This window comes from Propionispora sp. 2/2-37 (genome assembly GCF_001298735.1).
Lineage (GTDB): Bacteria > Bacillota > Negativicutes > Propionisporales > Propionisporaceae > Propionispora.
The window spans coordinates 58,731-82,618 of record NZ_CYSP01000016.1 but is presented as its reverse complement, the minus strand read 5'-3'; the positions used below and the strand labels follow the sequence as shown (position 1 = coordinate 82,618).

The following is a 23,888-nucleotide window of genomic DNA, read 5'->3' as shown; positions in this document are numbered from 1 at the left end:
CCCCTTAAACAAACATTTTTTCCATACAAGACGCTTTAATATTTTTTAATTTTTCAAGCCTACGTTGATGAAACGTAATAAGGTTATCTAGGCTATCAAGAAAACTTCCAATTTTCCTCTGCTCTTCTATTTTGGGAACAAAGACATCAATTCTTAAAAAATCTGATTCATGAATACGCCACTGACCATAAACAACGCCCTGTCTCCATTTTACCATTTCATTTATAAATTCTTTTCTAACAAGCATTCTCCCAATAAAATCTGAATCTGTATTCTCCGTTGGTTCAAAAATGCTATAAACTGGTGAAAGCGAGGCTTTCCCATACTTATTAAGTCCAATAGAACCTGTTTCAAGATTATTTGAACTATAAATAAAATCTCCTAATTCTGTTCTTTTGTACGCTTTATTTTCATTATCATTTACAAGAAAACTTCTATCGTATCTATCACCTTTAGGGGCAACACCTTCATTTGCAATGAAAGCCATAAGTGGGTATTCATTGCTTTGGGGTAATTGTTCATTACGCTCTACAAGAATTTCTCCAACCTTACGTTCTTCCCAAGGATCAGTGAATCCATTAAATCGAATCTCTGGTGTATTACTACCCTTTTGGGGGAACATTTTTTCCATCAAGGATTTTTTTACAATTGTAAGTTTTTTAAACTTAGATACTTCAAAAACTATCATATCATCCAATGAAGATAAAAAGTCACCAATTTTTGCCTGCTCTTCAAATTCTCCGGAAATAATAACATCGGTATCTTTAATTCCAGTTTTTGAAATCGATGTAACCTTTACCCCCTGCATAAGAGGTAATAAGCGATCATGATACGCATTTGAATTCAGATAATACCCCATATACTTCGGTGCATATTTCTGTTTCGGACGGCAAGGGATAGTATGCAACCCTGAAATGACTGGAGTATCTTCAATACCAATTACTTCTGTACATTTTCCTACAGACTCGTCTTCTGCTGTGTCCGCAATGACAATATCTCCATCTTTCAAGTATGATTTCATAAACTTAGATGCAACGGTAGAATCCTCGATGTAAGGGAGTTGCTCATTATTTACATCAATATATTCTCCATACTTAACCAACACATCACCATAATGAATGTTTTTTGCCACACCCACATCATAGTTTAACGCATCTCTGGATAATGTATTGTTAGAAAGCATATCAAATGTCTCATCAAACTTTTTTTCAATCCACTCAGTTTCATATCCTGCGAATCTAATTTCAGGTTTTTTTCTTTTTTCAGCCATCACTATACCCCCAAAATCTTCTTCAATTCTGCTAATCCTTCAATATCAGAGTCATTGCCAACAAGCTCGTCAATCATATTTGATAATATTTCACTTGTGTTTTCGATTTGATTTTCAATATCGGAAAACGTAGTGCAATATTTGTCGTTTAGATGAATTACTTTGTTAATCAGTTCTCCAATGATTTCATCTGGAATAGCAAAAAGAGAATCTACTAATGGCTTTATCCATTTTAATTCCAATAAACGCAAAGATTGTTCCTCATCCAAATTTTCAATGATTTCTTTGGTCTTAATATGAAGGGCTTCCGATTTCTGTTTTAGATCTTTTTTAGCCTGGCTTTCTTCTTCCATAAGAGAAAATACAATCATCACTTTCTGTTCAAAGGAATCTTCCGGAAATTCATACTCTCTTTGTAATTCGCATATTCTACTAGTAACAGAGCCTTTCTTATAGGTCCCATCAGAACCTTGTTCCATTAAATCCCACGAAACTTTATCACATTTATTTATATAATCTAGTTTTTCTTTTTTCTTTGAAAGGCTTAGATATCCTCTTAATGCCTTAATTTCATCATTTTCCACATCGCTTAGGGTTTCTGCAACAAAACTCTTAACTTCTTTTGCTACAAAAGCATCGTTAATGTCATTCAACACACTGCTTTCTCTTTCTTCTGCATCAAGCGAATCGATAATTTCAGCATACAAAGAAGTGATTTTAGTTAATCTATTTTCTATTGCCTTAAGTTCTTCTAAATCTTCAGTAAGAATCTCTCTCTGAACTAAATCAAAAGGCAGTATATGACCCTTCCACCCATCTTGTACCTCTGGAACCTCCTCATCGTTAGCTTCTTTCTTCTTTAAAACCATGTTAGGATCCACTTGATTGATAACCTCAAAACCTTCTGACTGAATCATTTCCAAATCTGCAGAAATCACATCCCAATTATCCGAAAGAATCTGATACGCTTTATACTTGTCAGCAAGTTTTACATTTTCTATTCTTGCGAAAATATCCTTGCTTACCTTTTCCTTCTCATGCTCAGCAGATACATCAAGAACTCCTTCAATCAAATCATTTTTAAGTTCTTCATAAAAACCACTAAATACATTTGAGAATGCCTGCTTATAGTTTTTCAATGACTCATGAGAGGTAATAGCCGCTTTAATATCATCGCATTTCACAGCCAAGTATTCATTAGAAATTTTCTCGAAAATTGCATCTTTGAGTTCGGGGAAAGTCTCCCAATACTCAAATAGTTGGTCTACTTCCTTTACAGGGATTCCACCAAACATAGTCGCATGAATATCCCAACTTTCTGCAGGTTCTAAGGAATTAACATAACGAGGGATATTAAGGTTATAACCGTTTTCTCGGATGGTTTCCTTAGAAACAAGAGCAGCATACTTTTCAATAGATTCTCTGCTCTTAACAGTGTCAGCAATTTTTTTAATGTCACAGGCTCTCAATTTGTTATTCTTTCCAGCTTTCTCAAACCCTTTTGATGCATCAATAATCAACACGTCTGAAGTAGGGCGGTTTCTTTTAAGGACCATTATGATAGTAGGAATACCTGTACCAAAGAAAATATTTGGTGGTAATCCGATAATGGTATCTATGTTATTCTTTTCTATAAGATTCTCTCTGATTTTACCTTCTTCTCCACCTCTAAAAAGTACACCATGGGGAAGAACGATTGTCATGATACCATCATCCTCTAGGTGATACAGTTCATGCAATAAAAATGCATAATCAGCCTTACTCTTTGGTGCAATACCATAGTTTTTGTAACGAGCATCAAATTCTTTATTCGAAGGGTCCCACTTTTGAGAGTAAGGTGGATTCGAAACAACAGCATCCACACGTATCAATTTGTATGTCTTGTCTTTATCGGTATCCTCAAAAAACGGCCAGTCATCCTCTAACGTATCACCATTTCTTACATTGATATTTGCAGGACTAATGCCTCTCATAACCAAGTTCATTCTTGTAAGGTTATAAGTATTTTCCTTAAGTTCCTGTGCATAATAATCTATCTTGTTTTCTCCTTCTATAAATTTTGCAACGGAGTTACCGATATTTATTAATAACGAACCCGATCCAGATGTAGGGTCATATATCTTAATTTGCTTTCTATTTTTCAAATGTTCTGCAATTATTTCTGACATTAGAACAGAAACTTCATGTGGAGTGTAGAATTCTCCTGCTTTTTTACCTGCGTTGGCAGCAAACATACTAATTAAATATTCGTAAATAAACCCAAGAACATCATAATCTTGCTTTCCATCCATCGGAATTTTTCTTATCAATTTAAGAAGACTTTTTACAGCTTTTGTTTGTGCTTGTGCAGTTTCTCCAAGCTTAGATAAGCCTGTCTGCAATGTGTTGAAAATTTTCTCAAACACTTTTTTATATACATCATCAATGTTTCGGTCAAAAGCAGATAATGCATCCCTAACATTCGATATGTCAAAATCGTTACCTTTCTTAAGCCAGGTTGAAAAAAGATTTTCATATGCAATAAAATATCCCAAATTTTCTCTTACATGAGTTGCGTACTTAACATCGTCTTCGGTAACTTTTTCAATATCTGCATCGGTTAATCTTTCTTTTCTAAAAAAGGCAACCTCTTTCTCAGATAAATATTTGTAGAAAATAAATCCGAGAATAAAATCCTTATATTCATTAGCCTCAATTTTTGACCTCATTTGGTTTGCAGATTCCCATATTGTAGCTGCTAGTTGCTGCTTATTCATATCATTTTCCCTCTCTTTTCACGTAGATTAATTCAATGTCATATCCCAATCCTTCCATCATTTGAATAAAAGTTTTATTTACAACACCATCATCTTTCTTTACGATACGATTTACATACTGTACGGTTTTTCCTATTTTTTCAGCCAAAGCAGCTTGTGTTGTATCAGCTTCAACACATTTTATTTTAATATCTTTTTCAATATTATTTTTTATCATATAACCGTCCTCCGTTCAGTAAATATACAAATCTGTTTAATATTATGGCATAAATAAGATGATTTTGTCAATATATTTGGTTTATAATTACCTAATTACCTAATGAAATTTCAATAAAGGATTTCAATAAAGGATTAAAGGAAATATCATATTGAATTATGTTTCAACATATCAGTCAACTCAATCCCATTTTTACAGTAATTTTATCCACTCGCCACATTTTTTACAGTAATTCCGTCAACTCACAAGGCAAAAAGTAATTTTATCCACACAACCCTACGATTTTTCAATTTTGGATATGTTCTTACAATAAAAAATCCGCGACCTAGAACCCAGCTTGAATATGAGTTCAAAGTCACGGAAATCCCTTTATATCAAGCACTATTACACTCTTATTTCTCAACCCTTGACATCAATACGACCGTCTCAACGTGCATGGAGTTGTTATAATGGGTGTAAAGAAAACTTATTCATTGTCCACATCGAGCGGACATAGCCTCCAAGGCCTAATTTATCAGGAATCGGAGGCTATTATCTTGCTTTGAGTCGTTAAAAGCTAAAAACAAACATGTAATTCTCCACATGGTCGAGCCGTACGGGATGTGCGGTGATTCTCTGTCCAGATGGGGCAGTCCCTGGCGTATCCGTAAGCGGAGGTAGCCCCGATACTCAGAATACCGATATCATCCGCCCGGCACCGCCGAATATCCTTATATGGCGTCCTCCTCACCGGCGGCAGTTTCTTCGAGCTGCCGGCGGCGAACGGGGTGATGCGCTGGATCGTTGAGCAAGGGATCGACGATGTACCTCTTGTGCCCGCGGCGGTTATCTACGACCTCCCCTACGCCAAGGGCTCACCCCCGCCTGATGCGGCCCTGGCCTACACCGCCTGCCTGGCTGCAAATGCGGGTCCCGTGCCAGAAGGTAACGTAGGTGCCGGGGCGGGAGCAACGGCGGGAAAAATCTACGGGACACCTATGAAGAGCGGACTGGGCACTGCCTCCCTGTGCATTCCCGGCGGCCCCGTGGTCGCGGCCCTGGTGGTAGTCAATCCCGTCGGAGACATATGGTGTGGGGGGCGTATTGTCGTCGGAGCGCTACGTCCTGATGGAACCTTCGTCAATCAGACCCATGCGATGCTGGCTGGTGTGCCGTCACCGCACCTCCAGACCATGGCCACCACGATCGCTGTAGTTGCTACCAATGCACGGCTGACCAAGGCAGAGGCCAATCGGGTAGCAATGCTCGCCGAAGATGGAATGGCTCGGGCCATCTCCCCCGATCACACTCAGTCGGACGGTGACATAATCTTCTGCCTCGCCCTAGGTTCATACACTAGTAATCTGACGAGCGACGAACTCGTTACTCTGGTGGGAACAGCCGCTGCTGTGGTCCTGGAAGAAGCCATTGTCCGTGGGGCACTGGCAGCACAATAATCAGGAACATACTCACTATGTATGACCTAAATCCGTGCGCTGTTCCCGCCAAATGTTTCCGGCACCGCAAAAATGACAAAGAGGCCTTGCTTTTGAATGGCCTCTTTATTATTTATTAAAGATTTTCTCAAATTGCTCGTGTGTCATTATCGCAATATTGCCGTTAATATATACTCGCCTGGGCCATTGTATCGCCCCTGGTCTTGTCAACGGCTCCGGGTAGCATCGGCATCCCGCGATTTCCCCAGCATGATAGTATGCAAAAGGTTCCTCTCTACCGCTTAATAGTTCAGGGCAAGGAGGCTCGTTCCAATTAACCAAAACCCCGTCCATTAACTTATGAGAGTCCATTACCCACATTTCTTTAACATTTTTCCAGACATACCAGCTACTAACTTGTTGGTATTTAGCTCGGTTTTCTACAAGATCTTCTTCAGCAAAAAAAGCCGCTTTCTCATCGGACGTTAATGGCTGCCCCAAATCCTTGCGGCACGAAACACATAGGGTATTGCCCATATAAATTTTTTCGTACAGGCTTTCCTCTGGGACTACCAACTTTGAGCATCGTTCACAACGAAAGACTTGCACTGTTTCTTCTACCCTCCCAGAGAGAGAATTCAGCACGGCAAGTACCATTCCCTTCTTATGCGATTATTTTAAAATTTGCATGCAAGACCGAGCATTTGGTGACAATGAAAGCAGCTTATAATACGACACTAAAGGGGAGGATTTCGCTCCGTGGATACTGCAGAATTAATACACCAACTTAGAGTCACACTGTGGAATTTATCCTACACACAATGGAAGACGACCGTGCTTTTTTCGCCCTTTGGTGGAGCTTGGTCGCCTTAATTACCATCGCACATGGAATATAGAGGAAGCTAGTTGATAAGAGCCGCTTATCGCAAATACTTTTGTTCGGTTCTTTCATAGCAGCCAGAAGGATTGTTATGGACCTTATTTGGAAGCAACATGGTTCTCTGGAGCTATGATATTTGCGAGGTGCCGTTTTACCATGACTTTACCATTACCCCGTTAGCTTTAATGCTAGTTTGACGTAGAAATTAAGGAGAAATATTTAAAAGAAGAATAGACATATGCTACCCCCCTACGTATTAACAGGCCTTCAGAAAACAACCCTTCGCCGCATTTTAGCACATAGCCTATTTCCCGTAGTACGCCAGCTTGATATCCTGTACTCTCCCGAAAAAAGGTTATAGAGAATAAAGATACTAGAAGGGCCGGGAGCAATCCCGGTCTTTGTCCTAGTCAACCAAAGACTCCTTGATTCACTCCCACACCGCCCAATGGTTTCCTGCGACCACTGTTCTGCAAGATATCAAGTCGATGAAACCATATGAACAGGTTTCTAAAGATAAAATTTATTGAGCAATAAAAAGATATTTTGCCACAATAAAATAAAGCCGCGAAGAATGGGCTTCTAATAAGTCTATTTGCGGTTGTTCAATCGTCCATAATAAGTATTATAATAGTCATTAGCACTCCGCGCCCCAGAGTGCTAACGCCAACACTTCCGGAAGTTTAACATAGATTTGCTTATTATTAGTAAATATGGGTTATCTGACTTCTCAATTTTCTGGAAAACACATCCAGGTATTTTTGTCCTTAGAGCGTTGATCTAGGAGGAAACTATGACAAAAAAGAGACTTTGTTTGCTTACAACCTTTCTGACATAGTGATTATCAGCGTGGCAGTAAGAGTCATCAGCGCCCCGAACCGGACTATAGAAGTCGGCGACCAGAAATTCAAGCTTATTCAGACCGATGCTGCCATCAACCCTGGCAATTCCGTCGGCATAGTAATGAACGCCTACGGCAGGTGGTTGGTATAAACAGCGCAAAAATTTCCGCCGCTGGTGTTGAAGGTATGGGCTTTGCCAACCCGATCAATTCGGCCCGTCCAATTTTACAGACGCTGGTGGAAAAAGGCAAGATTGTCCGAGCTTACCTTGGCGTCGGGGTACTAGATAGCGCTTCGGTGGCCCACTACGGCTATGACCTGGATATAGACCATGGGGTATATGTGGTCAGAGTTGAAAAAGGCGGCACGGCTGATAAAGTCCATATCCAAAAAGGTGACGTCATCGTAAAAATAAATGGCGAGAACGTTAACAGCGTGGCTGACCTTCGGACAACCTTGGACAGTATTCAGGCACCAAGGTGAATGTCGTAATCATCCGTGACGGCAAGGAAATGACGGTTAACCCGATTGTAACGGAAATGCCAAGTAATAATGCTTGATAGTGACCGATTGATTCTGAGAAAGAGAAAACAAGTCCAAGAACAATCTTGATCGCTTGTTTTCTCTCTATCGCTATCCTAATTCTCAATAAGCATACCAACTCTAGCCAATATACAGTTTTGGGGGTGAAAGCAATGACAACTCGAACTGTTTTTTTGTATAAATTTCTCTTGAAACCCGATAAAATTGGTAGTATTACCCCGAGTTCTTCCTTTCTGACAAAAAGAATGCTGGAGAACTTGCCTTGGGATAAAATTGACACGATTGTTGAGTTAGGAGCGGGCACCGGAGTTTTCACCGATTTCATAGCAGCAAATAAAAAAGAATCGTGTCGGGTAGTAGTTCTGGAGGAAGACCCTGAAATGAGAAAAAATCTGCGATCCAATCATCCGACATTTCTTTACGGAGCAAAAGCGGAAAAATTAGACTGGTTATTACAACGATATGACCTGCCGCAGGTGGATTGTATAATATCCGGATTGCCGTTTGCAACTTTTTCCGAATCGTTACGGGAAGAAATCATGATGGCGGTTCATCGATCTCTCAAGCCTGATGGCATATTCCTTGCTTTTCAGTACTCTCTCCAAATGAAAGCGACGCTACAAAGGTATTTCAGCGAACTAAAGGCTTCGTTCGTTCCGTTAAATATTCCGCCGGCCTTTGTCTATCGCTGCACAACCAAGAAGACGTCAATATGCAATTAAGAAGCTGTACCGAATAAGTACAGCTTCTATTATGGCTAATGTATTTGAATGTTCCCTTGCCGTTTTTTGCTTTTGTCCTTTTTGGGCAGAGTGACCTTAAGCACGCCATCATCAAACTTTGCGTCAATCTTGTCATCCATGACGTTGTCTACATAGATACTCCTCTGGAATTGACCGTATCGTCTTTCCCTGCGAACATAGCTTTCGTCCTTTACTTCCTGGGTCTCATCCCGTTTGGCTGAAATAGTCAGGTATTGGTTTTCGTATTGCAAGGTAATGTCACCCTTCTTGACCCCCGGCAAATCCGCTTCGACGATGTATTCGTTCTCGGTTTCCCGGAGGTCCACCCGGAAGGCGTTACCCATGTTTCCAAACGGTACCAAAAAATCATCATTGAAAAACCCATGCATAAGTTGATCGAAATAGTCTCGTGCCGGCAGATTTCTGTTTCGAAACGGTACTAATCCAAACATGAATTTGCCTCCTTTTCTTCTTTAATATTCATAGTATGTTATGCTTACTTGAGTTTTAGTCAATATTATATAACCAGAATTATCAGTCCATAATTTATCAAGCTTCCTTTTTGTGGAAATAATCTTGAAACATATATGCCTGCAATGCTATAATTTTTAGTGAAGTTTTTCATGTTTTCATTAAGGTGGAAGTATGTATAAGCTTGAATTTATTTTGAAAAATAGCAAAAAAAAGTATACGGAACAAGGGAAAGCCTACTGCCGTAGTGTTAAGCAAAAATTCGAAGTGGATATACTGGATTACATCGTTACTCAGTCGGCACGAAGCGAAAGGACAGACAGCTCAGTGGTTCAATCCATCCACGTGACAGTTCTGGCAACCATACCGTTCAAAGTAAAAGTGACGACTACTTCCAGTGATACCCAAGCCAAAACAAAGAATGTCCGCAAAGAGGTACTAACAAGCATGGATGAAGCCACTTTGGGGAGTAAATCACTTTGCCATATTTTAACGGCTGAGTAACAAATAAATAAATCAGAGTGAAGCGAGTTTTCATGTATAGGTATGGCAATGCATGGTCCTGGTCCGGCTGTAAGTTCTGGGCGGCATATGAGGATGAATGCTACGGAAAAGGCATCGCATGGCCTGGAATCGGCAAAGATAAAAAACAAATTCGATAAAAAAAGTATTCTGAAGGAAAATGAAGTTTACTTTGAATGATTAGGTATGCGAACAAATCGAGCCGTAGCCGCAGCGACGGCACCAGTCGGCGTTACATGGATAGGCAGCCTCGCTGTCGTGTTCAAGGGCATAGTGACATATTCTCCTGATTTCATTGAACACGGCCGCTTCTGTCGTCTGATCAACAGGTATCGCCATCACTCGGTCATGGCGCAAAAAATAAAGTTGCGCATCTTTTACCGATTTGCCCAAAGCCGACTGCACCGCTGCAGCGTACAACACCAGTTGCGGTTTATAGACATCCTCTTTTGCGGCGACTACGGCATCATCAACCTTGTCGGTTTTATAATCGACGATGCCGTAGCTGCCGTCGGAGTAGGCAACAAGGCAATCGATCCTGCCAGTAAACCAATATCCGCCAGCGGCGCTTCCCGGCAAATTGAACTGGAACTGCCACTCTTTTCGGCACGGCAGACTGCCTTTCTCCCGATAAAAGGCGCTCTCTACATAACGTTCCAGCAGTGGTGCGGCATCAGCTATAACGGCACCCCGCCAGCGTAACGGCACAATTTCCTCGGCTGCGCGGCTAAGGCAGTCCTGCCAGAGCATTCCCGGCGCAAGCAGTTCCAGGCAGCGGTGCAGCACCGATCCGGTCAGATGGCCGGGCGGACCGTCACCGGCGTTATTGGCAGCATAGTCGGCCACCTCCGGTAATCCGCTGTGAAACAAGTAATAAAACGCCCGTGGGCACTGGCGGAATTTTAGAATATGGCTGGCGGAAAAAGTTCTGTTGCCGTTAGTATCTGTGGACACTGGTGCGATGTTGCGCTCGATGCGGTTTAGCCATTCGGGCTGCACCTCGGTACTCTTAGGCCATCCGCCGCGGTTAATTCGCGGCGTTTTTTCTTCTCTGGTGTCTCGAAGCACTACCTGAATTTTACCGTCATTTAGCGAGTCCGACAGATCGGCAATCGCTGAGAACCCGTATATCCATCCCAGCCATTCCAGCCAAGTGTTTAGTTTGCTAAACTCCTTGTCGCTGACCACCTTATTCGCCTCGGCCGACAATACAAGGTAGTCTTTGGCGCGGGTGAAGGCAACGTAAAGCAGTCGCTTCAGTTCCATCTGTGCCAAGCGTTTTTCCACAGCCGCAATACGCCGGTAAACAGAAGACGCTGTCACCCCGCCGCCGGCGCCTGGCACTTTTAGCCCAATACCCAGTTCAGAGTTAAACAGCACGGCAGCTATTTCATCTTTGAATTTTCGGTGCAAATCAGGCAAAAACACAACCGGGAACTCCAGTCCCTTGGCTTTATGTATGGTCATGAACTTTACGGTGTCGCCGCCTTCACTTTCCAGTTGCGCTTCACCCTCCTGGATATCGCCGTCAACCAGTTTGTCCACATAGCGCAAGAAATCTCCCAACGTGAACATTCCCTGTTGTTCGTAATCGTCGGCCAACCTGACCAACTTGGTCAGGTTGGCGTACTTTTGCTGTCCCATGAACTGAGTCAGCACCAAATTCGCATAGCCGGTTTCCTTCAAAGCCAGTCGTATCAGTTCGGCTGTCCCCATCATGCCTCGCAAGTCGTATAGCTTTTTGAGAACCTGCCAGGCTCTGGCAACAACTAATCGTTCCGGTTCAGTCAGTTCAGGAATGGCCATATGTCGCTCCAGCCCCTGCCAAAGGCTGGAGCCGCCCTCCTTCAAACGCACCAACGTCTCATCGGCCAGTAGGAACATCGGCGAACGCAAAACCCCGGCCAGCGCCGTTTCCTGTAAATGGTTGTCTACCACCTTCAACAGATTGAGTACATCGACAATTTCCTGGCAGCCGTAAAATCCCCGGCCGCCGACAATATAATAAGGAATGCCATAGTCTTGCAGTGCTGCGGCATAAGTGTCAATGTCCTTGGCGGTGCGGAACAAAATGGCTATATCGCCGTATTGCACCGCCCGCGGCTCGGTGTCTCGGTTTATCAACCGTTCACCTCCCCCGACCATCGCCCTGATGCGCCGGGCGACGGCGGCAGCTTCAGTTTCCCGATCGCTGCGCCAGTCTTCCGCTTTATCCTTGGCCACCAGCAGTTCGGCCCCAGGTTCCGGACCTTTTCCGCGACGGTGCGACCGCAACGGCGCAAAGGCTGTTTCATCCTCCGCCGTACCCATAAGAGCGCCGAAACATTCATTGTACAGCGCAATCAAATCATCCATCGAACGAAAATTGACATCAAGTTCAATAAGATCGCCACCGCCGGCCGAGATTTCTTGCCGCACCTGTTCGAACACACTGACGTCAGCGCCGCGGAAACGGTAGATGGACTGTTTGGCGTCGCCGACAACGAACAGCTTGTTGCCATAAAGCTTCTCGACGTCGCCTCCGGCCAACAGATAAATGATCTGTCGCTGAAGCTCGTTGGTATCCTGAAATTCGTCGACCATGATCTGACGAATCTTCTGGCAATACTTTTGCCGCACCCCGGCAGCGTTTTTCAGTAGATCGACGGTCCGCAACTCTAGATCGGCGAAGGTCAGTACCCGGTGCTCCTGCTTATAACTATCCATAACCGAATGAATAGCCAGCAGCAGTCGACAAAGGTCCGGGATCACGGTCAGCGCCAGCCTATCGGCCTGAGCTTGATCAAGGGCTGACAGCGTCTCTTTTACGGCGGCTATAATTTCCTTTCCCTTGGAGCGCCGGTCAAGACCGTCCAAATAGCTGTGCAATACTGCAAGGGCATTTTCGTTCTCACCGCCGGCCGCCTTGATGGCGGCGGCGATCTCACCCCAATTCCGTTCCAGTCGTTCCAACCAGACAAAATTCGCACTTTTTTCGTCTAACTCGTTTTTTAAGGCAATCAGTTCCAGACATTTTTCAGACAACTCACCCCTGTTCTTGCCTACTTCGGCGACAGCATGTCGGTAAGGTCTGGTCAGCCGTTCTGCCAAATCGGCGGTAAGCATGCCCCTCGCGCTCAATTTCTCGTAAATGCCAGGCAGAACGAAGGTCAATTGCGCTTTATCGTAATTGGTCAGCAGCCGCCCCAGCCATTCGGCGTTGTCCGCCAGACCGGTTTCAAAAGTCTCATCGATTGCCTTCTCTAATAGCAGTGAGGCCGCCGTTTCGTCCAGGACTTTAAACTGGGGGTCCAGCGCGGCCTCCACCGGGTTATCCCGCAACACCCGGGCGCAGAAGCTGTGGAAGGTGCCAATGGCCGCATACTCCATTTGCCCCTTCACCTCACGCCATAAGCGGCGCTCTTCTTCCGTCGCCGCCCCTTCGGCCAGTTCCACCGCCTTGGCCCGGATACGTTCTTTCATTTCCTTGGCGGCCTTGTTAGTGAAGGTGACGGCGAGAATTTCGTCACACTTGGCCTGCCCCTGGCGGAGAATATGAAGATACCGTTCCACCAGCACCCTAGTCTTGCCGGCTCCGGCTCCGGCCGACACAGCGACGTTAGTCCCCAGGCTTTCAATAGCCCTGACTTGCGCCGGTGTAAAATCAGGCATCGCCCTCACCTCCCTCCTGATGGTAGCCGTTTCGCCGCTGAAAACGGCAAATGGTGCGAGCTACGCAGTAAGGCGGACAATCACCTGATGGCGCCGCAGGAAATTTTCCGGCCTGAATACCTTTCACATAACCGAATATCTTACGGCACACCTCCGCCTGCAGGGCCTGCCACTCCTGCTCCGTCAGGTTGCCGGCTCGTTTGGCGGCCCGGTGCCGGATGCCCTTCGCCAGTTTGGCCCGCCACATGCCCCCTTCCTTTCTGGTCCCTTCAATCGAATAATATCCTCCTCCAGCCACTGTGTTGCCTTCGGTATATAACAATCGCTCCGCCGCCAGGATGTATAAGGCCACCTGAAGATCCGTCCCCTCGGCCAAGTCACGAAATGAAGGGCAAGATTTACGTTTATAGTCCACCACTGTCAAATAGTCTCCCGCTTTGTCGATACGATCTACTTTACCGACAATCTTCACCTCGCAGTTATCCATCACAAGAGAGAGCGGCGGTGTAACCGACGCCTCGTCCATCCCCTCCTTGACCGGAAGGCCGAAGCCCCATTCGAGAAAAACCGGAGTAAAGACAAGGCCGTCGCCGTTCTGTTCCTTGATCTCGAATTCCAGCCAACGGCGCAAGACCCGGGTGATGTGCTGGCGCTGGAAATCCCAAAGCTTGCCTGGAATGATGATTTTGGCTTTGGTCAGTTGGCCCACCACGGCTTCCAGTTCAGCCTGCAGTTGGGCCAAATAGTCTTCCATACGGTCCGATCGCAGAATCTCGCCCTTGTGGGCGCGGAGAAAAACGCTCAGCACTTCATGGTAAACTGTACCGACAAGATCATGACCAGCTTCTTCGGTTTTTTCCTCCCAGTCGTCCAAACGCAGAATCCGCTTGGCGAAATATATGAAGGGGCAACGGGCGTAATCTTCAAGCGCCGAAATGCTGAACTCCGTTATCATTCGGCAGGCGGCAACCGTCGCCGGTGCCTGCAGTATCCCCCCGTAGGCGCCGAAATTCCCGGCTCGCTGTTGTTCACCCGCCGCCCGCCGTCCAAAGTCGCTGTCCAGAATATTGGCCAGTACATAATTGGCGGCGGTTGCCTCCTCGCGGCAGTCACCGGATGTAAAAATGTCCAGGAGAGCCCTGCCGGCCAGTTCCCTGCCGGAATAAAGCGCGTCATACTCGGTAGAAAACAGTTCGCCTGGCCCGTATTTTCGCCAAGTAACGCTACCGGCGATAAACAGGCGAGCGATCTCGTCCATATAAGGCGAAAGCATTGTTTCGGCGTCCTCACAACCGCTCAGCACCAAAAAGTCGTCTGCTAGCGCTACCGCTACTGCGAAGTATAAGTCTTCTTCCGCCCGGCGGCGAACGGCGTTCATCAAATCCAACCCGAGGCTGCCGAAAAGAGTGCGATCGCCCTCATTATACAGCCAATTATCCCGGTCTCGTAGCGGAAATTCGCCCTCGGTCAACCCGAGGACAAACACCGCCCTGAAGGTTGTCCCCCGAACTCCGGACGGGCTCACCACCTGTACGCCGGAAGCGTTATAGCTTTCCAGAATCATCGTTTTTCCGGCCAATGCCTTATGAAAATAAACAAGAAACTCCGACAGTGTCAGCTTTTTCTCCTCTTCTCCCACCATGGCGAACCCCTGTTCCATCTCATCCAGCGTGTCGTAGATAATTTGCAGCGTCAGCAATCCCGCCTTCAGTCTTTCCTGTGTCAGTAGACCCAGGCGGCGAGCCTCTCCCAACCTTTTGGCCACAGCTATTGCAACGACAAACTCCTTGAAAGCATCCGTCAGCCGGCGGCAGGTGCCCTGTTTCGGCAGCCTGCCCACCAAATTGCGCAACCTGTCAAAACTGGCCCGGCGGGCGGAGTTTTCCGCCCCGCCCGGCCGCTGCTCGAACAGGCTAAACCAATCATCCCATGTTCGAACGACATGGTCGAGAGCTTGCTGCTCCAGGTCGTCAGCGTCAAAGCCGGCGAGTTCCGGACAGAAAGGCGACTTCATTAGGTTAATGACCGCATGGCGCGCCCCGTTCGTCATTCGGGCGGCGCATACATTAGCCAACATTCTGACAAGCGGCTGGTCCTTGAGCTGCTCCTCCCGGGGAAGACTAACTGGGATACCGAATTCGCCGCAAATATTGCGAAACTCCTTGTATATTCCGGTATCCCGTACGACCACCGCCACCTGCTCCGGGCGGTAAGCACCAGTCAGCAGTAGATTTTTGATTTTAGCGGCTATCACCGCCATTTCCTTTTCGCGACTGGGGCTGCTGACAAATTCCACCGCTCCGTCGGCCGCGATAGGTACCGAATCAGTCGCAAACAGAAAACGTCTAGCGTGATCGAGACCAGCCGCCGATGTCCGGCTAACGGCAGGAAAGTAAGGTGTAAAACCCATACCCACAAGTTCCGAATAGGTGGACTCCACCGCTGCGAACAGCTCGGGGCGGTTTTTTTCATAGATCATACCAATCTCTAAAGTGACCGTCCTATTCAGCCGTCTTACCAACTCCACCTGCAACGGCGTCAGGATATAAAATTCACTGATGAAAAGTCGATGGTATGGTAGTGCAGCTTGGCCCGCGTCCAACGCCTGAATTGCCAGAAAGTACTTTTCCTCAAGGTCGGTCAGCCCAAGCTTAGCTAAGCTGTCTTGATAGGCACAGTAAATGGCATGGATCTCTTGGTCTTTAGCCGGCCATTCCCGGGCTGCAGCCGTAGCGGCAAACTCATCCGGCGATGCGCCTGTCCGTTTGATCTCAGCCAGCAAGCTGGTCACCGCGCTCACATAGCCGGGAAATTCGGCGATAGAGCTGAAATATGGCAAACCCTCACTGCTTCTAACCTCGGCCAACACCTTGTTCACCAACAGCTCCTGGGTCATCCGGTCCATAAACCACCGTCGCACCCCTGCCAGGTGCAGGATTTCGTCCACAAGTTCGTCAAATGATAATAGATTTGGTTGCTCGTAGCCAGACAACCCCATGTCCCGCATGTGCTGCCTAACCTCGTTTAGCAAATAGGAGCTTGGCAGTAAATAAGCCTCTTCTCGGCCCCGGCCGGCAACCACGGCCTCCGACAGCGACCGGACGAATCGGTCGCGAACCGTTCCGCCCAAAGGCGTGCAATATAGATTCGGCATAGTTACCTCCCGCTTTGATTATCCAATATATTGGCGCTCAAAGCTTTAGTGTCCTGCTCGACAAAAGCCCTCGCACCTTAGGTTTTTTGTCTAAAAAGTAAAAACATCCAGACGAAAAATACCCTGGCTCCCGACTAATTTCCGACCAAACGTAAGACCACATTATCGGCATACGCACGGCAAAATTTTCATTCTCTTTTGACGTACGGTTCAGAAATAATCCTTAATCCGTTAGAGGTTGAAATACTTTTCTCAAAGCAAAATTCTATGTGGCGAAACGAAGGATTTTGCTTGCGTTGAATGTAATGCAATCTGAAACTCATGAACCCATAAAAACTGATAACCCCTCTGGAAAGCTAGCATTGTCCATTTTTTAGCCACCACATCACAACCGTCCAGAAAGCTGTTTTTGATCTATGAAAACAAACTATACTGCTACTTAAAGTATTTCTACTACCCCAACCCCCGACTGCAATACAAACTCAACCTGTACCAGATTTATTACCCTTATCCGCTCAACCAGCATCCCGAACAGCTCCTCGTCAAATTCCCGTACACTGTCCATATCCCGCAGAACCCTAGCTATCTCGCGCAACCGACCGCGCATTTCCTGACGCATCGTTTCGGCCTGCATAACCCCCGCCCTTTTGCTACGCAACACCTCTATTTCGCCGGCTATCCGACTGTATTCTTCGGCATAAATATCATCATCTATCCCGGCCGTCAAATTCAGCCTGACCAGCGCGCCAATCTCGGTACGCAGTTCTTCCAGACGCCCGCCAATAGCCGCCACATCAATGGCGCTGGCCTGCTCAGTGAAAACCTTCTCGATATTCTCGGTCATGCGGGCAACAAAAGTATCTTTGTCCGTTATAAGCCTATTCATAACCCGCACAAACGCTTCCCGCAGTTTGTCCTCATCCACCGCCTGCATACTGCACCCATTCGGCCCTTGTTCATCGCGAGTCCGGCAAATCCAGACATATTTTTTATACTTCCCCACGCCCCAGCTTTTTCTCCTGAACGCCGCGCCGCATTCATTGCAGAATATCTTCCCGGAAAAAGGATACTTGCTCGTATACCGGCTGCGGGCTTTGTCCCCTCCCATAAGCTTGCTGCGGCGCTCCATCTCCGTCTGCACCGCTTGAAAGGTTTCTTTAGCTATGATAGCAGGGTGGTTATTCTCTACAAAATACTGTGGGACATACCCTTTATTGATAACGCGCTTATGGGTCAGGAAATCCACGGTAATCGTCTTTTGAAGGAGAGCATCACCGGCATATTTCTCGTTTTGCAGCATCTTCATGATGACCGACTCATGCCAGACCTTTTTGCCGGTGGCGGTAAGAATGCCGTCACGCTCCAGGCCCTTGCCGATCGCCTTGCAGCCTTTGCCGGCAAGGTATTCAGTGAAAACCCTCCTGACAATGGCGGCTTCCTGTTTGTTGATAACGAGTTCGCCGTTTTCATCCTTGTCGTAGCCAATAAACTTCTTGTGATTCACCCGAACCTTGCCCTGCTGGAAGCGCCGGACAATCCCCCACCGACTGTTTTCGCTGATCGAGCGGGACTCGTCCTGAGCCAGTGAGCTCAAAATGGTAAGCAGGACTTCGCCTTTGGAGTCCATCGTATCGATGTTTTCCTTTTCGAAAAATATCGCCACGCCCTTATCTTTAAGCATTCGAACGTATTTCAGGCAGTCCAGCGTATTCCTGGCAAAACGGGAAATGGATTTGGTAACTATCAGGTCTATCCTTCCCGTCAGGCAGTCGTCGATCATCCGGTTGAATTCCGTGCGGTTTTTGGTGTTGGTGCCGGTGATGCCCTCGTCGGCATAGATGCCGGCAAATTCCCAGTCCGGACGCTTTTTGATGTATTCTTCGTAATAGGTGACCTGCGCCTCATAGCTGCTGAGCTGCTCGTCCGTATCGGTGCTGACCCGGCAATAAGCACATACACGCTTTTTGGATTCCACCGGCAGCCCTCTAATGACTTGCAGCGGTTTTGCCGGGATAACGGAAACGACTTTGCTCATAATATCTCCTCCCTTTATTGCAACCCGTGAATGCCTTTCCTTTTTATGAACTTCTGCTCCACAGCCATCCCATTTTTCAATTCAAAAACCAAGTGCGTTGGCGAGAGCACTTTTACACGCTCCACCAACGCACAAAAAATATCTTCATCAAATTCAGTCAGGGCACTTGCCTGTTCTTTCAAAAAAGCAGCTATTTTCTGTGTCCTGGCTTTAACCTCTTCCAGCTTGCTTTCCTCCTGGACGAAACCGCTTTTCTGGTTACGCAGCATTTCCAGCCGTGCTTTAAGTTTTCTATATTCCGCCTGAAACTCTGACGGTTCAACGATTCCCTTTATTTGCTTCCGGATCAGTTCTTTGATTTTCCCGGTTATCTTGTCTGTCTCAAACTCGACGTCGTTCACTTGTTCGTGGTTTCTGCCAGAGCAAAACGTCTTTTCAAGATTCACCATGAACTGCTTAAGTACCGACTCCTTGTTTTTGTACAATTTATTGAATACCCGCATAAAAACCGTCTTGAGCGTAATATCGTCCAGGGCTTTCATTGAGCAGGCGGCCTTCCCTTTCTTGACGTAGGTGCCGCACTGCCAGACAATCTGCTTACTGTTCTCCTTGCTGTTCCAGGTCCTTCGCTTGAAGGCTGCCCCGCACCGGCCGCAAACCAGCTTGCCGCTAAACGCGTAATGCCTGGCATACTTACTCCGGTCTCCCGGCAGGTTGCCATACTCCGCCGCCCGCTGAGCCATCAGCCGTTGCACGAGGTCAAAATCATCTTTCGAGATAATCGGCCGGTGATTGCCGCTGACCCGATACATCGGCATTTCTCCCCTGTTCTTTTTCTTCTTGTGCGTTAGGTAATCGGCAACATAGGTTTTTTGCAGGACGGCGTCGCCACAATATTTTTCGTTTGTCAAAATATTGCGGATGGTACTTTCCGGCCAACGGGTAAGACCGGTTACAGTCGTTATGTTATCTGCCTCCAGCCCGTTAATGATAGTTCTAATGCCCTTGCCTGCAATATACTCACAAAATATTCGTTTGACAACTTCAGCTTCCCGCTGGTTAATCATCAATTGGCCTTTGTCATCCGTGTCATAACCGAGAAACCTGCTTGTGGCCACGGTCACCTTCCCTTGCCGGAATTTTTTCCGATAAGCCCAGCGGAGGTTGTCGGAAATGCTGCGGCTTTCCTCCTGGGCGATCGAAGACAAGACGCTAAGCAACAGTTCACTCTCGGCGCTTAAGGTGTTGATGTTTTCCCGCTCGAAATACACGGCCACGCCAAGGTTTTTCAGAAACCGGACGGCCTCCAGACAATCCAGCGTGTTGCGTGCAAAGCGGGAAATGGACTTGGTGACGATTAGCTCGATCTTATCGTCTTCGGCGTCTTTGATCATCCGGTTGAATTCGGTACGCCCTGTCTTTCGCGTTCCGGATACTCCGCTGTCGGCGTAGATACCTACAAACTTCCAAGCCGGATTTTGCTGGATGAACTTTTTGTAATACTCAACCTGTGCCTCATAGGAGGCCATTTGTTCGTTGGATGCTGAACTCACTCTGCAGTATGCACATACCTTAAGCTTCGCCTGTTGCGGTGCATTTTTTGTCTCTGCCTGCGCCTTGGGCGAAATGGTCAATATCCTCTTCAAAGCTGCACCTCCCACCATCAGCAGACATGTTAGCTCAGTTGCCGCCCCAAAGCAACTCAATTCTGATGCGGAAACATATTAATCGGGATAAAAACTATGGCTTGGATGTCACCACCCAAGCCTCCAAAATCATTGAACTGAATTCATAAGTTTTAAATACCCTCTTTAAACTTACGCCTAAACAGGTAAAACTCTTCCAACGCCACCCCAAGTTGCTTGAGGATTTCAGTCGTGTCTTTTCCTTCCGCACGCAATTGGTCCAATCTTTCGGTTAAATTCCGGATCTTGTCGTATAATTCGGTTTCTCTTCTTTTATATTCCGGTGATTTACGATACATAAGCCTTCTACATGCCGGTTAAGGTAATAACCGAGTTCTTCCGCTCCTTTGCTTTGTACAAAGCCTGATCGGCCTTCATTAAAAGGTGTTTGACGTCTTGATCATGTTCTAGCGGGATTATTCCCGCGCTTATAGTCAGTCCATAGGAAGCGCTAATCTCCGCTTCCACCTTACCACGAATCCTTTCCATGACCTCACAGGCATCGGTCAAGGACGTCTCAGGGAAGACTATGGCGAATTCATCGCCTCCCCAACGCGTTACAATGTCAGTTGCCCGGGTATTTCTCTTAAAAATAGCCGCCAGGTCGGACAAAAGCACATCTCCCACCGCATGGCCATAGGTATCGTTCACTGTCTTAAAATCATCAGCATCAATCATCGCAACACAAAGTGGTTTTTTCTTCCTGGCGGCGCGAGCCATTTCCTCCTCCAGCCTTAGGAAGAGGTATCTCCTATTCCAGAGACCGGTTAAGAAGTCCGTATGGGAGCTTAAGTTCAGCCTTTGGATCAATTTCCCTGTTACTAAGCCAGTTGTCGCTAATATTAAAGTTATAGCCGTCCACAGCAGCCGTTCAAGAGCATCATAACAGACTGCATCCAGGTAATATCCGGCCAACCCAGCTAGTATCCCCAAGCCTGTTAATATTAAGGAAGCATAACTGCAAAACTCTTGCATATTGCAGACCTTCTACGCACAAGGATTTTTGAATATTCAACACACATCACCATATACCTTCAAAAGTATTTCACATTAGGCATGCGAAAACCCATCCATATTATACCAATATTCCCTTTTAATTGGCAACCTTTCTCTTCGCTAGAAGTGTGCCAATCAAAAACACTCCTATATTAAAAAGTCCTGGAATGCCAGAGAAGTTCTCTGGCATTCACTTTATCCTACCATACGATTCGTCTCTCCCGTTACTGCAATGCTTAAACCTTGTCTGCCTGCACCGTCACCATCCTTGTTATTAGATATGGTAACTCCGCTTGTGCCGTATAGCAAGCAATAGTAGGTTACCGGGCAAAACTTTTCTTGTTCTCCGCATCAATCCGCTCAAACTCCTCATGGGTAATCAACCCTTTAGCCAAGAGCTGTTTTAGCAGATAGCGGCTGATCAAGTAATCCACGGCTGCTTTTTCAGGTACTAACATCGCAATTCCTCCGTTTTTGAGTAACCAAAGCCCCCGCAGTTAGATTAAAATGACTGCGGGGGCTTTGGTTCATTTTTATTTCGGTATGGTCAGCATGATTCCGATTCTCGACATGTCCGGATGGTCAATGTTTGCATGTCCGTAAATTCCCAAGTACCCGACATCACCATGTGGTGCGACAAGCGGGAGCTTAGGGACGCTGACCTTCCAGCTATAGGCGGCGAACACTTCTTGATAACTGCCGCCGACCTGAATCAATCGCTCAGGGTACGCTTTTATATTGTACTGGTTCAACGTCACTGGCGTGTTGGGCAGCATTGTGCCGCCAGTGATCAAGGTGGTTGTTAACGGCGCGGCGGTTGGCGTTTTACCAAGCACCGAAAACGGCACCGCACCAGTCGAGTCCCTCTTGGGTTCGGTAACAATGGCAAACTGGCCGCCGGACTTTTGCAATTCCGTCTTAATTGTATCTTTCAGCTTTGCCCCGGTGGTCTGTACCACAACATCCGGCGGCTTATCTTCATCTTTTTTAATCTCATTCGCTATCGTAGCGGCTTGAGCCGACGTAACGGGAGCCTGGGCGGCGTTGGCCGCCTTTTCCACTCCGGCCGACGTCGTTGCTTCCTCCTGGCTCTCGAACGTCACCGGCGCTCGCGGATGAAGCTTGTCCCAGACTAATATCCCGGCCATCGCAATCATTAACGCCAAGGCAATATAAAAAAGCGCCCTGACGTGCTTATCGATCCAGGTGGAGATCATGATCATATCACCCCGAACAGCTTTAACAAGATCGTGGCCAATGCGACAATCTCGATTAAATGTACAGCAGATTGTCCATATTTTTGCAAAAACGTTTGCTCAGCCTGCACCGCTTCCGCCACGGCAGCGGCCGCCTCAGCTTTCGCTTTTTCCTCCAGGCTTACCAGTTTCTGTTTGAGAGCCGCAATTTCATCTTGGAAAAGGTCTTTACTGGCTTCCTCCAAAGCCGCAATAGCCGTTTTAAACCTGGCGACATCGTTTTGCACCGGCGTCGTTATAGTCGGCGCGGCATCCTGGGTAGTTCCTTGGGATTGTACGTTTTGTTCGTCCGACATTTTCATTCCTCCATTTTTTCAAAAAATAAAGCGACTCTCTTGAGCCGCCTTTATAGAACCCTTATCCGTAATACTCATTGCCGTCAAAAGTCTGGCCACCTATATCTAAGCAATCCGTAAACTGCCACATTTTTGCGGCCGGAAAATCGTTACTGTTCCCCCATTGTGCATTCCAATACGGAACATAATCGGCTAACTGGGAAGTGTCAATTTTGCTTGTCAGCCACGAATAGGAAGCATAAATGCCAACATGCGAATAACCTGCTTCATTAAGCGCACAGATAAAGGCGGAGCACATATCCGTAATGGTTTGATTGTCTGGCATACCGTTACGTTCCTTATAACCATCAGCGTCCTCCATGTCATACCAAATACCAAGCTCCGGATTTACCCCATATTCTTGTAAAACTTCCTGCACGAACTGCGCCTCAGCTTTGGCATCTTCAACATTAAGCGCGTAGCTGTAGTAATACACACCAATTTTAAGCCCGGCCGGCAGAGCCCCATTTACGTTATCCGCAAATTTGGGGTCAAGGTGACGAATCCCATAGCCCAGCCGGATTATAACAAAATCGCATCCGGCATCGACTACTGCTTGCCAGTCTACATCACCATTATGATAACTTACATCAATACCTTTCACTTATTATCAGCCCCTTCGCTTTCATTTTATTAACTCATGGAGCGTTTTGGTTACTGATCCGGTTTTTGTCCACCGACACTATTGTACTTACTGTCAACTACCCACTTGCCCCATCCGGCTGCCGCAGCGGTCGCGATCGCACCGACTCCGGTCCAGCAGCTCACAAGGTCAAAGTGGGCACCGCCCTCGCCGTTGCGGAAAAAGGCATACAGATAGACAAAAAACAAGATGAGCGTCATCGTCAGGATAACACCCACCCAGTTATCGTGCAGGAAAGAAAACCATCGCTTCATCATTTGAACAGCACCTTCTGAATGACAACGACCACGATGCCTGTAATTACTCCGGTCGCCCCGGCTGCCTTCCAAACGGCTATTTCCAGCGCGCGGAGCCTGGTAAAGATGTCCTCATCGTTCTTCTCCAGAGTAGCAATCGCTTTGCACTGGCCGCTGTGTTCCATGCAAACCCTTTCAGGCTGTACCATCACTTACACCTCCATAAAAATGGATGCCT

Annotated in this window: 23 protein-coding genes; 6 read left to right on the top strand and 17 right to left on the bottom strand. The window is 46.6% G+C overall.

Features of this window, described 5'->3' with window-relative positions; genetic code table 11:
- Positions 1 to 4: 4 nt before the first annotated feature.
- The 3 genes from P22_RS16285 to P22_RS16275 are packed head-to-tail and all read right to left on the bottom strand — an operon-like array spanning position 5 to position 4,243.
- Entirely contained in the window at positions 5 to 1,270 is a 1,266-nt protein-coding gene (locus P22_RS16285) for a restriction endonuclease subunit S (protein ID WP_054261289.1), read from the bottom strand.
- A 2-nt stretch (positions 1,271 to 1,272) separates the two neighbouring features.
- Positions 1,273 to 4,026, bottom strand: a complete 2,754-nt coding sequence (locus tag P22_RS16280; protein ID WP_054261288.1) for a type I restriction-modification system subunit M — start codon at positions 4,024 to 4,026, stop codon at positions 1,273 to 1,275.
- 1 nt (position 4,027) lies between these two features.
- Complete coding sequence (locus P22_RS16275) at positions 4,028 to 4,243, bottom strand: helix-turn-helix domain-containing protein (protein WP_054261287.1); 216 nt, start codon at positions 4,241 to 4,243, stop codon at positions 4,028 to 4,030.
- Positions 4,244 to 4,850: 607 nt separating this feature from the next.
- On the opposite strand from P22_RS16275, the gene P22_RS21240 reads away from it, so the two are divergent.
- Together P22_RS21240 and P22_RS16270 are read left to right on the top strand one after the other, a co-directional pair.
- On the top strand, positions 4,851 to 5,030 hold the full coding sequence (locus P22_RS21240; RefSeq protein ID WP_235814690.1) for a hypothetical protein: 180 nt from the start codon (positions 4,851 to 4,853) through the stop codon (positions 5,028 to 5,030).
- Positions 5,014 to 5,679, top strand: a complete 666-nt coding sequence (locus tag P22_RS16270; protein ID WP_235814689.1) for a P1 family peptidase — start codon at positions 5,014 to 5,016, stop codon at positions 5,677 to 5,679. The genes P22_RS21240 and P22_RS16270 overlap by 17 nt, the downstream gene beginning before the upstream one ends.
- A gap of 108 nt (positions 5,680 to 5,787) precedes the next feature.
- Here P22_RS16270 and P22_RS16265 read toward each other — a convergent pair whose 3' ends face one another.
- Positions 5,788 to 6,315 (bottom strand): hypothetical protein, encoded by a 528-nt coding sequence (locus P22_RS16265; protein ID WP_216598097.1) that lies wholly within the window; start codon positions 6,313 to 6,315, stop codon positions 5,788 to 5,790.
- Between the two features lie 1,072 nt (positions 6,316 to 7,387).
- Between P22_RS16265 and P22_RS21235 the strand changes: the two genes are divergently transcribed.
- From P22_RS21235 to P22_RS16250, 3 genes are all read left to right on the top strand, one after another.
- Positions 7,388 to 7,531, top strand: coding sequence for a hypothetical protein (locus P22_RS21235; protein WP_235814688.1), 144 nt, complete (start codon positions 7,388 to 7,390; stop codon positions 7,529 to 7,531).
- Between the two features lie 35 nt (positions 7,532 to 7,566).
- Entirely contained in the window at positions 7,567 to 7,863 is a 297-nt protein-coding gene (locus P22_RS21230) for a S1C family serine protease (protein WP_054261284.1), read from the top strand.
- A gap of 212 nt (positions 7,864 to 8,075) precedes the next feature.
- Positions 8,076 to 8,645 (top strand): class I SAM-dependent methyltransferase, encoded by a 570-nt coding sequence (locus P22_RS16250; protein WP_054261283.1) that lies wholly within the window; start codon positions 8,076 to 8,078, stop codon positions 8,643 to 8,645.
- 35 nt (positions 8,646 to 8,680) lie between these two features.
- Here P22_RS16250 and hsp18 read toward each other — a convergent pair whose 3' ends face one another.
- On the bottom strand, positions 8,681 to 9,118 hold the full coding sequence (gene hsp18 / locus P22_RS16245) for a heat shock protein Hsp18 (protein ID WP_054261282.1): 438 nt from the start codon (positions 9,116 to 9,118) through the stop codon (positions 8,681 to 8,683).
- Between the two features lie 193 nt (positions 9,119 to 9,311).
- On the opposite strand from hsp18, the gene P22_RS16240 reads away from it, so the two are divergent.
- Entirely contained in the window at positions 9,312 to 9,641 is a 330-nt protein-coding gene (locus tag P22_RS16240; RefSeq protein ID WP_054261281.1) for a hypothetical protein, read from the top strand.
- A gap of 198 nt (positions 9,642 to 9,839) precedes the next feature.
- Here the strand turns inward: P22_RS16240 and P22_RS16235 are convergent, their stop codons facing one another.
- From P22_RS16235 to P22_RS16185, 12 genes are all read right to left on the bottom strand, one after another.
- The gene (locus P22_RS16235) at positions 9,840 to 13,310 is read right to left on the bottom strand and encodes a UvrD-helicase domain-containing protein (protein ID WP_054261280.1); all 3,471 of its coding nucleotides are present in this window, start codon (positions 13,308 to 13,310) and stop codon (positions 9,840 to 9,842) included.
- Positions 13,303 to 16,464 (bottom strand): PD-(D/E)XK nuclease family protein, encoded by a 3,162-nt coding sequence (locus P22_RS16230; protein WP_054261279.1) that lies wholly within the window; start codon positions 16,462 to 16,464, stop codon positions 13,303 to 13,305. Before P22_RS16230 ends, P22_RS16235 begins: the two co-directional genes overlap by 8 nt.
- Before the next feature lie 439 nt (positions 16,465 to 16,903).
- The gene (locus P22_RS16225; RefSeq protein ID WP_054261278.1) at positions 16,904 to 18,499 is read right to left on the bottom strand and encodes a recombinase family protein; all 1,596 of its coding nucleotides are present in this window, start codon (positions 18,497 to 18,499) and stop codon (positions 16,904 to 16,906) included.
- A 14-nt stretch (positions 18,500 to 18,513) separates the two neighbouring features.
- The gene (locus tag P22_RS16220) at positions 18,514 to 20,145 is read right to left on the bottom strand and encodes a recombinase family protein (RefSeq protein ID WP_054261277.1); all 1,632 of its coding nucleotides are present in this window, start codon (positions 20,143 to 20,145) and stop codon (positions 18,514 to 18,516) included.
- A gap of 152 nt (positions 20,146 to 20,297) precedes the next feature.
- Positions 20,298 to 20,483 carry a hypothetical protein gene (locus P22_RS16215; RefSeq protein WP_054261276.1) on the bottom strand — a complete coding sequence of 62 codons (186 nt, stop codon included), beginning with the start codon at positions 20,481 to 20,483 and terminating at the stop codon, positions 20,298 to 20,300.
- A 7-nt stretch (positions 20,484 to 20,490) separates the two neighbouring features.
- Positions 20,491 to 21,159 carry a GGDEF domain-containing protein gene (locus P22_RS16210; RefSeq protein ID WP_054261275.1) on the bottom strand — a complete coding sequence of 223 codons (669 nt, stop codon included), beginning with the start codon at positions 21,157 to 21,159 and terminating at the stop codon, positions 20,491 to 20,493.
- Positions 21,160 to 21,500: 341 nt separating this feature from the next.
- Positions 21,501 to 21,638: an SHOCT domain-containing protein gene (locus P22_RS20950; RefSeq protein WP_172675865.1), complete on the bottom strand. Its 138-nt coding sequence runs from the start codon at positions 21,636 to 21,638 to the stop codon at positions 21,501 to 21,503.
- A gap of 75 nt (positions 21,639 to 21,713) precedes the next feature.
- Positions 21,714 to 22,397, bottom strand: coding sequence for a hypothetical protein (locus P22_RS16205; RefSeq protein WP_054261274.1), 684 nt, complete (start codon positions 22,395 to 22,397; stop codon positions 21,714 to 21,716).
- A 2-nt stretch (positions 22,398 to 22,399) separates the two neighbouring features.
- Positions 22,400 to 22,732 carry a hypothetical protein gene (locus P22_RS16200; RefSeq protein ID WP_054261273.1) on the bottom strand — a complete coding sequence of 111 codons (333 nt, stop codon included), beginning with the start codon at positions 22,730 to 22,732 and terminating at the stop codon, positions 22,400 to 22,402.
- Positions 22,733 to 22,793: 61 nt separating this feature from the next.
- Positions 22,794 to 23,375 (bottom strand): GH25 family lysozyme, encoded by a 582-nt coding sequence (locus P22_RS16195; RefSeq protein WP_054261272.1) that lies wholly within the window; start codon positions 23,373 to 23,375, stop codon positions 22,794 to 22,796.
- A gap of 50 nt (positions 23,376 to 23,425) precedes the next feature.
- The gene (locus tag P22_RS16190) at positions 23,426 to 23,671 is read right to left on the bottom strand and encodes a hypothetical protein (protein ID WP_054261271.1); all 246 of its coding nucleotides are present in this window, start codon (positions 23,669 to 23,671) and stop codon (positions 23,426 to 23,428) included.
- Positions 23,668 to 23,859: a hypothetical protein gene (locus P22_RS16185; protein WP_054261270.1), complete on the bottom strand. Its 192-nt coding sequence runs from the start codon at positions 23,857 to 23,859 to the stop codon at positions 23,668 to 23,670. Before P22_RS16185 ends, P22_RS16190 begins: the two co-directional genes overlap by 4 nt.
- Positions 23,860 to 23,888 lie beyond the last annotated feature (29 nt).